Below are 10,353 nucleotides of genomic sequence, written 5' to 3'. Positions count from 1 at the left end.
GCTCCAGGACGGCGGCCACGCCGGACCCGTTGTCGTTGATGCCCGGCCCCTCGGGCACGCTGTCCAGGTGCGCGCCCGCCATCACCACGTCGGTGGGCGAACCGGTCTTCGTCTGCGCGATCACGTTGCGGGCCTTGACGTTTTGGACGCTCGCGTTGAGCTTGATCGTGGTGGGCCCGGGCTGGGCGCGCACCTGGACAGCGTGCCCGAGGGGCCGGGCATCAACGACAACGGGTCCGGCGTGGCCGCCGTCCTGGAAACCGCGGTGCAGCTCGGAAATTCGCCGCAGGTGCACAACGCGGTGCGGTTCGGCTTCTGGGGCGCCGAGGAGCTCGGGCTGATCGGCTCGCGCAACTACGTGGAGTCGCTGAACCTGGACGGGCTCAAAGACATTGCGCTTTACCTGAACTTCGACATGCTCGCGTCACCCAACCCCGGTTACTTCACCTATGACGGGGACCAGTCGCTGCCGGTGGACGCGCGCGGCCAGCCGGTGGTGCCGGAGGGCTCGGCCGGCATCGAGCGGACCCTGGTCGCCTACCTCAAGTCGGCAGGCAAGACCGCGCAGGACACCTCGTTCGACGGCCGTTCGGACTACGACGGATTCACGCTGGCCGGCATCCCGGCGGGCGGCTTGTTCTCGGGCGCGGAGGTGAAGATGTCCGCCGAGCAGGCCAAGCTGTGGGGTGGGACCGCCGACCAGCCGTTCGATCCCAACTACCACCAGAAGACCGACACCCTCGACCACATCGACCGCACCGCGCTGGGCATCAACGGCGCCGGTGTGGCCTACGCGGTGGCCTTCTACTCGCAGGACATCGGCGGCCGCAACGGGGTTGCGGTGCTGGCGGATCGCACGCGCCACGTGCTCGCGAAGCCGTGATGCGCCCGCTGGCCTCGGCGCTGATCGTGATCGGGCTGGTGGCGGGATGCTCGGCGCCGCGCCCGGCACCGCTGGCGGCGGCACCGGACCTCGCCCGGGGACTGGCTCAGAAGGTCACCGCGGACCGGCTGGTCACCCACCTGCGCGCGCTGCAGAACGTCGCCAACGCCAACCGCGGAAACCGCGCGGACGGCACGTCCGGTTACGACGCCAGCGTCGACTATGTGGCGAAGACCCTGCGGGACAGGGGTTTCAATGTATCCACACCGCAGTTCGACCGGCTCTACAACGTCTCGCCCGGTAAACCCGCGCTCACGGTGGCCGGCCGCACCTATCAGGTCGACCAGGCGTCGCTGCTGGTCCGAACGCCCCCCGGCGGACTCGCCGGGCCGCCGGTGCATCCGACGCGCCCGTCGGGCTGCGCCGCGGGCGACTACCCGGCCGCGGTGCCCAAGGGGGCGATTGCCGTCGTCGACGATTCGGGTTGCTCGGTGGTGGACAAGCAGAACAGCGGGCTGGCCAAGGGCGCGATAGCGCTGGTCGTGCTCAGCGCGCCCAGCGGCCAGGGCGCCCCGCCCGGCCTCTTCGTGCCCGGTTATTTCAAGCAACTGACCGTGCCGGTCGCCGTCGTCGGCGCTTACGGCGCCGCGGCGCTCGAGCGTGAGACCGCGCCGATACGCCTGGTGCTGGACGCGGAGAACATCAAGATCAGCTCGCGAAACGTGCTGGCGCAGACCGAAACCGGCTCGCCGCATGAGGCGATCGTGGTCGGCGCGCATCTCGACGGACCGCGCGATGGTCCGGGCATCAACGACAACGCGACCGGCGTGGCAGCCGTGCTGGAGACGGCGCTGCAGCTGGGCCCGCTGGCCCCGCTGAACAACGCGGTGCGGTTCGTGTTCTGGGGAGCCGACGAGGACGGGCTCAACGGCGTCACCGACTACGTGTTCGGCATGGACGCCAACCAACTCAACGACATCGCGATGTATATGGACTTCACCATGCTCGGATCGCCGAACGCCGGCTTCTTCACCGACGACGGCGACCAGTCGGGTCCGCCCACGCCCGGGATCGCCTTCGGCGACGTGCCCGACGGATCCGCCGGCATCGAACGCACGCTGGCCGGCTACCTGAACCTGGCCGGGAAGCGGCCGGCCGACATGCCGCTGGGCACCAGGACCGACTACCACCCCTTCATGGTCGCGGGCGTGCCGGTCGGCGGCATGACCACCGGCGCCTCGCAGCCGAAAACCACCGTGCAGGCGCGGCTGTGGGGTGGCCAGGCCGGCGTCCCGTTCGACCCCAACTTCCAGGGTCCCCGCGACACCGTCGACGCCGTCAACCGGGAAGCGTTGGCGATCATGGTTTCCGGCGTGGCGTTCGCGGTGGGCACCTACGCGGAGTCGATCGGCGGAGTCAACGGCGTGCCGCCGCATGACAAGCGGCACCGCACGCGAATGCCTTAGCGCGGAGTGTCAGAGCCCGGTGGCATACTCGAACACATTCGAATATGCGTTGGCGTCGCAGTCCACGCCGGAGTCGTCGGCGCTGCTGGATCGGGTGGGCGAGGCGGGCAGGGCAGAGGCCCGGGCGGCCGCGGAGCGCCTGGTGGCTGTCGGTGAGCTGTTGATGGTGCGCTGCCGCGATTCCGGGGAGCAGCCGGATTGGGCCGCCGATGCGTGGGATGCGACCGCGGCGCAGGTGGGCGCGGTGTTGAACTGCAGCGTGGCCAGGGCGCATGGCTATTTGCGGTATGCGATGGCGCTGCGTGATCGGCTGCCGGAGGTGGGCAAGGCGTTCGCGGCGGGCGACATCGATTATCGGGCGTTTCAGACGATTGTGTTTCGCACCGATCTGATCACCGATCCCGCGGTGTTGGCCCGGGTGGATGCGCGGGTGGCGGTGCTGGTTTCGCGGCGGCGGTCGCTGACGCGCGCCGGGTTGGCCGCCGCGGTGGACCGGGTGGTGCTGGCGGTTGATCGCGACGCGCTGCGGCGCGCGGCCAAGGCTGTCGAGGACCGCTACGTGGATGTGGTGGCGGACTCGTCGGGCATGGCATGGCTGGAGGGCAGGTTGTTCGCCCCGGCCGGGCAGGCGTTGGATCGCCGCCTTGATGAGCTGGCGGGCAGCGTGTGCGACGGTGATCCGCGCACCGCAAAGCAGCGCCGCGCCGATGCGCTGGCTGCGTTGGCCGCCGGGGCGCAGCGGCTGGTGTGTGGCTGCTGCTCGGCTGAGTGCCCGATGGCGGGTGCGCCGGCGCCGGCCAGCAATGTGGTGATCCATGTGGTCGCCGATCAAGGTGCCGTGGAGGGCAGCGGCACCACACCGGGCATCCTGCCCGGGTTCGATGGACTAATTCCGGCCGAGCTGGTCGCCGAGCTCGCCCGCTCGGCGCGGCTGGTTCCGTTGGGCATTCCTACCGGGGTCCCCGAGCCGGGTTATCGCCCCTCGGGCAAGCTGGCCGAGTTCGTGCGGTGCCGGGATCTGACCTGTCGGGCCCCGGGCTGCGATCGCCCCGCGGTGCAGTGCGATGTGGACCATACGGTCCCGCATGCCGAGGGTGGGGCCACACACGCGTCGAACCTGAAATGTTTGTGCCGGCTTCACCATTTGATGAAAACCTTCTGGGGGTGGCAGGACGAACAGCTGCCTGACGGCACAGTGATCTGGCGCCTACCCGATGGCCACACCTACGTGACCACCCCGGGCAGCGCGCTGCTGTTTCCGAGCTTGTGCGCACCCACCGGCGATCCGCCGCTATCCGATGCACTGAGCGAGCGCTGCGGGGAACGCACCGCGATGATGCCGCTGCGCACCAAAACGCGTGCCCAAAACCGGGCCGCGCGCGTCGCCGCCGAACGCAAGCGCAACCGCAAGACCCGACTCGCCGCCCAAGCCGCCCAACCACCACCCCCACCACCAGAGGACGACGAACCGCCGCCCTTTTAGGGCACCGGTAATTCGCGTACCGAATACCTTCCCGCCGGTTGACGTTTCGCAATGGGTTACCCGGGTTGCGTTTCGGCTGTCAGAGTTTGCCAGGGGCTTTAGAATGAGGTCCCTTTGATGCTGCCCTGCAGCCCGGTCGGGATGAGGTCATTGATGAATATGCGCGGGCCGAGTCGACGTGTGAAGGCGGCGATCGCCTGCGCCGGGGCGGTACTCGTGGTGGCCGGGTGCACCACATTCGTCGACGGGCGCGCTCTGTCGATGCTCAACGACCCGTTCCGGGTGGGCGGCCTGCCGGCGACCAACGGGCCCAGCGGAATCAGGTCGAACGCACCGAGTCCCACCGGCACGGTGCTCAACACCGATAACGGACCGATCGACAAGCTGTCGTTGCTCTCGCTCAACGACATCGAGGAGTACTGGAAGTCGGTATACAGCGAATCGCTGAAAGGGACTTTCGTTCCGGTCGAGAAGATGGTGTCCTACGACTCCGAGAATCCGCGCAGCCCGATCGTTTGTTATAGCGACACCTATAAGCTCGTCAACGCGTTCTTCACCGGTCGCTGCAACTTGATCGCCTGGGATCGCACGGTGTTCATGGCCGTCGCGAAGCGCTATTTCGGCGACATGTCCGTCAATGGTGTGTTGGCGCACGAATTCGGTCACGCCCTGCAGCAGATGGCCAAACTCGTGACCAGAAAAGACCCGACCATCGTTCGCGAACAGCAGGCCGATTGCTTCGCCGGCGTCTACCTGTATTGGGTGGCTGACGGCAAATCGCCCCGCTTCACTCTGAGCACCGCGGACGGGCTCGATCATGTGCTGGCCGGCGTCATCACGACCCGCGACCCGGTCATGGACGCCGAGTCGCAAAACGACGACGAGCACGGGTCGGCCCTGGATCGGATCAGCGCCTTCCAAATGGGCTTCATCGACGGCGCCTCGGCGTGCGCGAGCATCAACAAGCAGGAAATCGAGCAGCGCCGTGGCGACCTGCCGACCGCCCTGCGGACGGACACCGGCGGGGACCCGGAGACCGGAGAGGTCCCCATCAACGAAGACACGCTGTCGACGCTCATGGAGCTGCTGGGAAAGATCTTCTCGCTGAAGAATCCGCCGACGCTGTCCTACAAACCCGCCGATTGCCCGGACGCCAAGCCCAGCCCGCCGGCCTCCTACTGCCCGGCCACCAACACCATCGTGGTCGACCTTCCCGGACTCGCGAAGGTGGGTCAGGTGGCCGCCGAGAGTGAACGCACGCTGCCGCAAGGCGACGACACCGCCCTGTCGATGGTGATGTCGAGGTACGCGTTGGCCGTGCAGCATGACCGCAGGCTGCCCATGCAGAGCCCTTGGACCGCGCTGCGCACCGCCTGCCTGACCGGTGTCGTGCACCGCAAGATGGCCGAACCGATCGAACTGCCGTCCCAGAAGCAGCTCGTGCTGACCGCCGGCGACCTCGACGAGGCGGTCTCCGGCCTGCTCACCAATCACCTGGTCGCCAGCGACGCCGACGGCATCAGCGTGCCGGCCGGCTTCACCCGCATCGCCGCCTTCCGCGGCGGCGTGGCGGGCAACATGGACGCCTGCTATTCGCGCTACCCGGGTTAGCGCTCAGGCGATTTCGGCGAGCCTGGGAACCACCTCGTCGCCGAGGCGGCGGATGAAGCCCACGGGATCGGGGTTTCCGGGCAGCGGGCCGAGATTGATCAACTCGACGCCCAACTCCGCGTGGCGTTGCACCGTCTTCAGGAACCCCGCGGTGTCCGCAAAGGGGTCGACGAAAAGGCCCACCGTCTTGCGGATTTCGCGCGGATCCCTGCCCACGGTGTCGCAGTGCCGGTTCAGGACATCGATCTTGTGCGCGAGCTCGTCGGCATCGCCGGTCGTGCTGTTCCAGACGTCGGCGTACTGCGCCACCAGCCGCAGCGTCTTCTTCTCGCCGTCGCCGCCGATCAGGATCGGCGGCCGCCGAATCGGTTGTGGCGCACAGATCGTCTCGGCCAGCTGGTAGTGCTTCCCGTGATACGGCCCGTCGTCGTCGCTCCACATCTGCCGGCAGATCTGCAGCGTCTCTTCCACCATCTCGAACCGTTCGCGCAGCGGCGGGTACGGAATCCCGAGGGCCAGATGTTCGCGGTCGTACCACGCGGCGCCGAGGCCCAACATCGACCGGCCCTGCGACAGCACGTCCAGCGTGGTGGCCGTCTTGGCCAGCACGCCGGGATGGCGATAAGTGACGCCGGTGACCAGCAGGGCCAGGTCGATGGTCGCGGTCTGCCCGGCCAGAAAGCCCAACGACGTGTAGCCCTCCAGGAACGGATCCTCGGCTCGCCCAACGTTTTCCATCTGGAAGAAGTGGTCGGCCAGGGTGAACAGCGTGGCGCCGCCCTGCTCGGCGGCCCTGGCCGCACCGGCCAGCGTCGGGCCTAGGCTTGCCGGATCCCCCGGCAGAAAATCGATGAAGTGCACACCCAATTCCATTGCGGTGGTTCCCCTCTCATGACTCGGTGAGACGCTCGAGCAGCGACAGGGCAGCGAGGATGGTGCGGCGTTCCCGCTCGGAAAACCGCTCCTGGATGGCGCGTGCCAGCCACTCCTCCCGCACCTGCCGATCGCTCTCGGCGCGCCGCCGGCCGGCGGCCGTCAACGAAACGACTTGGCGGCGGCCGTCTTCGGGGTCGGGAGCGCGCGCAATGAGCCCGCGTTGCTCGAGCGCGGCCACGATCGTGGCCATCGACTGCGGGCGCACCCCTTCGGCACCGGCCAGCGCGCTGGCCGACGACGCTCCCTCTTTCCAGAGGCGGGTGAGCACCGCGGTCTGGGACGGCGTCAGGTCGTCGTCGACCCCCAGACTTCTCAACCGGCGTCGCAACCGGCTGAACAGCACCCGCAGGTCGCGGGCGGCCGTCACCGAGGAGTCACCGATGCCGTCCATGGTCCCAGCCTAAATTAGACAGTTTGAACTGTCCAGTTTCAACTGAGCAAATCGGTTTTGGCCGGCGGGGCGGCGCGCGCCCACGAGATGAGGAAGACGGTGATCAGCAGCCAGCCGGTGGCAGCGAGGGGGATCGCCCAGGCGCGACGGGTGAGCAGCGCGCTCTCGCACTGGTGGGCCACTCCGGCGCCGGCGGCCTGCCCGACCGTGGGGTTGGAGCTGAAGCCGTTGCCGCATTGGATCGGAAAACCGTAGGCGTCGTGCTGGTCGAGCCCGATCGGCAGCCACAGCGCCGCCAACCCGATGAGCGCGAGCGCCAGGCCGACGGCTCCGACCAGCATCGGACGATTCCGCACGCTGTCGCTTCCCCCCGTCCACTATGTGAATCGCCGATCCGTCAGGTCATGCAGACGTTCGCGAAGAGCAGCACCGGCCACGACACAATCGAGCCGAGGAACGACACGGCCAGGTCCAGGCCGTGCATCTGGTGCAGGTGCTCGGTATGCGTGGTGGACCAGATGACTCCTACCAGGAGATAGGGCGTGCCGAGGATGATTCCGATCGCCATCAACTGGGCGATGCTGAGCCGAAATTCGAGCACGCGGTGAAGCTTTTCCAACATCTGCGGTCCTTCTGGTCGTCCCGTATGTTAATCAATATTCCGGAGACGCGGTAGGGTGATCCGGTGTCCACCGCCAGCGCCGCGGTTCGGCGGCGGCCCAAAGACCGCAAGGCGCAGATCGCCCGCGCTGCGGCCGAGGCGTTCAGCGCCCACGGCTATCACGCGGTCGGGATGGAGACCATCGCCGCGCGGGTGGGGATCTCGGCGGCCGCCCTGTATCGCCACTACGCCGGCAAATACGACCTCTTTCGCGGGGCGGTGCTGGCACTGAGCCAGCAACTCGTCGATCGGACCGAGGGCGCGGCGACGCTGGACGACGTCATCGACGCGCTCATCGGCGTCACCCTGGACAACCGCGCCGCCGGCGGCCTGTACCGCTGGCAGGCCCGATACCTGCGGGCCGAGGACCAAGCCGTGCTGACCGGCCAGCTGCGGCGGGTCAATCGGCGAATTCAGCGGCCGCTGAGCGACATTCGACCGTCGTTGACGTCCCGGCAGCGGTGGACGCTCTCGGCCGCGGTGCTCAGCGCCATCGGCAGCGTCGTCGACCACGGCGCGGGTTTGCCGGCGGACGAGACCCGCGCGCTGCTGGCCGGGGCCGCGTCGGCGATCCTGGCGGCCGAGTTTCCGGAGCCGTCAGCCGGCTTCCCGCGCCCGGTGGCCTGGCGGATCTTCGCTTCCGACGCCGGCGCCTACGAAGCGTTGCTGCACGCGGCGATGGTGTCGTTCGAGGAGCGGGGGTACGCGGGGACCAGCATGGCGCAGATCGCCTCGGCCGCCGGCCTCCCCGTTTCGGGGATCTACCGCTATTTCCCGGGCAAGCGCGACATTCTCGCGACCGGGCTGCGCCGCGCCGCCGACCGGGTCTCCGCGCACTTGTCGCCGATCCTGGGCGCAATCACCGAACCGCACGAGGCGCTGACGGCGTTGATGCGCGCCTACGTGGCCACGTCGTTCGCCAACCCGGAACTGGCAGCCGTCTATTACACCGAGCGGTTCAACCTGGCGGCCGCCGACCAAACGCTGCTGCGCAACGTGCAGCGGTCGACGATCGACTCCTGGGTCCGGCTGCTGACCGCCGCGCGACCCTCCGTCCCGCCGACGCACGCGCGGTTCCTGGTCCACGCCGCGATGGCCCTGGTGATCGACCTCGGCCGGATGGCCGCATCCGACGCGGACCCGTCCTACGCGCAGGCGTGCGTCCGGAAGCTGATGCGGCTCACGGTGTTTGGGGACGAATGAGCCGCAGCGCCGCGTCGACCGCCAGCGCGGGGACGTCGAGGGTCTTCGAACGCAGGTCGTGGCGCGCGCCGGTGATCTCGACGACCTCGGTCGGCGCGGCGATCAGCGCCGCGGCGTCGCGCAGCTCGTCCGGCGTGCCGAACGGATCCGACGTTCCGTGGGTAAACACGGTGGGCACCCGGATGTCGGGCAGGTGCTCGGTGCGCGCCCGCTCCGGCTTGCCCGGCGGGTGGACCGGGTAGGAGAACAGGGTCAGCAGGTCCACCCCGACTTCGCCGGCGGCGACCACCATCGAGGTCTGCCGGCCGCCGTAGGAATGCCCGCCGGCGATCAGCGGGCCGCCGGACAGCCCGCGGCACACCGTGATCGCCTCGACGATGCCCGCGCGGTCGGTGGCCGCCGAACCCGACGGCGGCCCCTTGGGCCGGCGCCGCCGGTACGGCAGATTGTACCGCACCGCGAGCCAGCCGCGGCGCGCCCACTCGTCGCAAACCTGTTGCAGCAGTAGGGAATCCCGGTCGCCGCCGGCGCCGTGGGTCAGCGCGACCACCCCGGCGGGAGTTCCCTCCGGCTCGTGCGCGACACCCGCGATCTGATCGAGGTTCATCGGAGCCGAAACAGGGGCGAGACGGGGCCGTGCCCATGGCCCAGCGGGTAGGCGGCGCGCAGGCATTCGGTCACCCAGCGCTTTCCGAAGCCGACCGCGTCCGGCATCGTGAAGCCGTGCGCCAGCGCGCAGGCGATCGCGCTCGCGAGCGTGTCGCCGCCGCCGTGGTCGTTACCGGTGGGCAGCCGCTCGGAGTCGAACTCGTGGAAGTCCGCGCCGTCGTAGAGCAGGTCGCAGCTGCGCTCCGAGGACCGCAGGTGCCCGCCCTTGACCAACACCCAGCGCGGGCCCAGCGCGTGGAGCGCCTTGGCCGCGGCGCGCTGCGAGGCCGCGTCGACGACGTCGATGTCGACCAGGAGCCGCACCTCGTCCAGGTTCGGTGTCACCAGCGCGGCGAGCGGAAACAGTTGGTCGCGCAGCGAGTCCAGCCCCGACGGAGCCAGCAGGGCGTCGCCGTGCATGGACGCGCAGACCGGATCGACGACGAGCGGGACTGCTGATCCCAGCCCGCGCCAGGCCGCGGCCACCGCCGCGATGATGTCCGACGACGCCAGCATCCCGGTCTTGGCGGCCTGGATGCCGATGTCGCCGACCACGGCCTCGATCTGGCCGGCGACGACATCGCCGGGCACCTCGTGAAACCCCTGGACCCCCAACGTGTTCTGAATGGTGACCGCGGTGACCGCGACGCAGGCGTGCACGCCGAGCAGCGCCATGGTGCGCATGTCGGCCTGGATGCCCGCGCCTCCCCCCGAGTCGGATCCGGCGATGGTCAGCACGCGCAACGGCGTGGTGCCCGGCGGCGCGAGCGGCAGAAACGTCACTGCGCCGGATTGCCGTGACCCGCTGCGCCCGGCTTCGCCGCGCTTGCGATCGCCACGGCCGCGCTTGCGATCACGGCTGCGTGATCGGCAGGTACACCCGGTTGCCGTGCTCGGCGAACTCCCGCGACTTCTCGGCCATGCCCTCGCTCATCATGGCCTCGATGTCCTCTTCGGTCTCGAGCCCGTGCTGGGCGGCGAAATCGCGCACGTCCTGCGTGATTCGCATCGAGCAGAACTTGGGCCCGCACATCGAGCAGAAGTGCGCGGTCTTGGCCGGTTCGGCGGGCA

At 69.1% G+C, this 10,353-nt stretch carries 11 protein-coding genes and 2 pseudogenes; 5 read left to right on the top strand and 8 right to left on the bottom strand.

All coding sequences use genetic code 11. The features are described from left to right. The coding region (locus tag A5673_RS30675; protein ID WP_369806510.1) for a M28 family peptidase at window positions 1-82 on the bottom strand (82 nt) is incomplete at its 3' end. A gap of 102 nt (window positions 83-184) precedes the next feature. On the opposite strand from A5673_RS30675, the pseudogene A5673_RS21660 reads away from it, so the two are divergent. From A5673_RS21660 to A5673_RS21645, 4 genes and pseudogenes are all read left to right on the top strand, one after another. Then, window positions 185-883 (top strand): annotated as a pseudogene (locus A5673_RS21660) (M20/M25/M40 family metallo-hydrolase); the annotation flags it as partial. Continuing rightward, the gene (locus A5673_RS21655; protein ID WP_068237284.1) at window positions 883-2,349 is read left to right on the top strand and encodes a M28 family peptidase; all 1,467 of its coding nucleotides are present in this window, start codon (window positions 883-885) and stop codon (window positions 2,347-2,349) included. The pseudogene A5673_RS21660 and the gene A5673_RS21655, both read left to right, overlap by 1 nt. Then, entirely contained in the window at window positions 2,318-3,832 is a 1,515-nt protein-coding gene (locus tag A5673_RS21650; protein WP_082958883.1) for an HNH endonuclease signature motif containing protein, read from the top strand. Before A5673_RS21655 ends, A5673_RS21650 begins: the two co-directional genes overlap by 32 nt. A gap of 180 nt (window positions 3,833-4,012) precedes the next feature. Continuing rightward, window positions 4,013-5,443 (top strand): peptidase, encoded by a 1,431-nt coding sequence (locus A5673_RS21645; protein WP_231971418.1) that lies wholly within the window; start codon window positions 4,013-4,015, stop codon window positions 5,441-5,443. Window positions 5,444-5,446: 3 nt separating this feature from the next. Here A5673_RS21645 and A5673_RS21640 read toward each other — a convergent pair whose 3' ends face one another. The 4 genes from A5673_RS21640 to A5673_RS21625 are packed head-to-tail and all read right to left on the bottom strand — an operon-like array spanning window position 5,447 to window position 7,392. Continuing rightward, on the bottom strand, window positions 5,447-6,316 hold the full coding sequence (locus tag A5673_RS21640; RefSeq protein ID WP_068237274.1) for an LLM class F420-dependent oxidoreductase: 870 nt from the start codon (window positions 6,314-6,316) through the stop codon (window positions 5,447-5,449). Window positions 6,317-6,332: 16 nt separating this feature from the next. Further along, window positions 6,333-6,770 carry a MarR family winged helix-turn-helix transcriptional regulator gene (locus A5673_RS21635; RefSeq protein ID WP_068237272.1) on the bottom strand — a complete coding sequence of 146 codons (438 nt, stop codon included), beginning with the start codon at window positions 6,768-6,770 and terminating at the stop codon, window positions 6,333-6,335. A 38-nt stretch (window positions 6,771-6,808) separates the two neighbouring features. Next, window positions 6,809-7,111 carry a hypothetical protein gene (locus A5673_RS21630; protein ID WP_231971417.1) on the bottom strand — a complete coding sequence of 101 codons (303 nt, stop codon included), beginning with the start codon at window positions 7,109-7,111 and terminating at the stop codon, window positions 6,809-6,811. Window positions 7,112-7,167: 56 nt separating this feature from the next. Then, window positions 7,168-7,392: a hypothetical protein gene (locus tag A5673_RS21625; RefSeq protein ID WP_068237265.1), complete on the bottom strand. Its 225-nt coding sequence runs from the start codon at window positions 7,390-7,392 to the stop codon at window positions 7,168-7,170. Between the two features lie 63 nt (window positions 7,393-7,455). Here A5673_RS21625 and A5673_RS21620 point away from each other — a divergent pair, with 63 nt between their 5' ends. Next, window positions 7,456-8,634 carry a TetR/AcrR family transcriptional regulator gene (locus tag A5673_RS21620; RefSeq protein WP_068237262.1) on the top strand — a complete coding sequence of 393 codons (1,179 nt, stop codon included), beginning with the start codon at window positions 7,456-7,458 and terminating at the stop codon, window positions 8,632-8,634. Here A5673_RS21620 and A5673_RS21615 read toward each other — a convergent pair. From A5673_RS21615 to A5673_RS21605, 3 genes and pseudogenes are all read right to left on the bottom strand, one after another. Continuing rightward, window positions 8,612-9,241 (bottom strand): alpha/beta family hydrolase, encoded by a 630-nt coding sequence (locus tag A5673_RS21615; RefSeq protein WP_068237259.1) that lies wholly within the window; start codon window positions 9,239-9,241, stop codon window positions 8,612-8,614. The genes A5673_RS21620 and A5673_RS21615 overlap by 23 nt on opposite strands. Then, complete coding sequence (thiD, locus tag A5673_RS21610; RefSeq protein WP_068237256.1) at window positions 9,238-10,065, bottom strand: bifunctional hydroxymethylpyrimidine kinase/phosphomethylpyrimidine kinase; 828 nt, start codon at window positions 10,063-10,065, stop codon at window positions 9,238-9,240. Before thiD ends, A5673_RS21615 begins: the two co-directional genes overlap by 4 nt. Window positions 10,066-10,135: 70 nt before the next feature. After that, window positions 10,136-10,353, bottom strand: a pseudogene (locus tag A5673_RS21605) (phosphomethylpyrimidine synthase); the annotation flags it as partial.

Origin of the sequence: Mycobacterium sp. E3198 (assembly GCF_001667015.1) — a bacterium.
GTDB lineage: Bacteria > Actinomycetota > Actinomycetes > Mycobacteriales > Mycobacteriaceae > Mycobacterium.
Note: the sequence above shows the minus strand (reverse complement) of the source record. Positions and strands in the feature narration are given on the sequence as shown.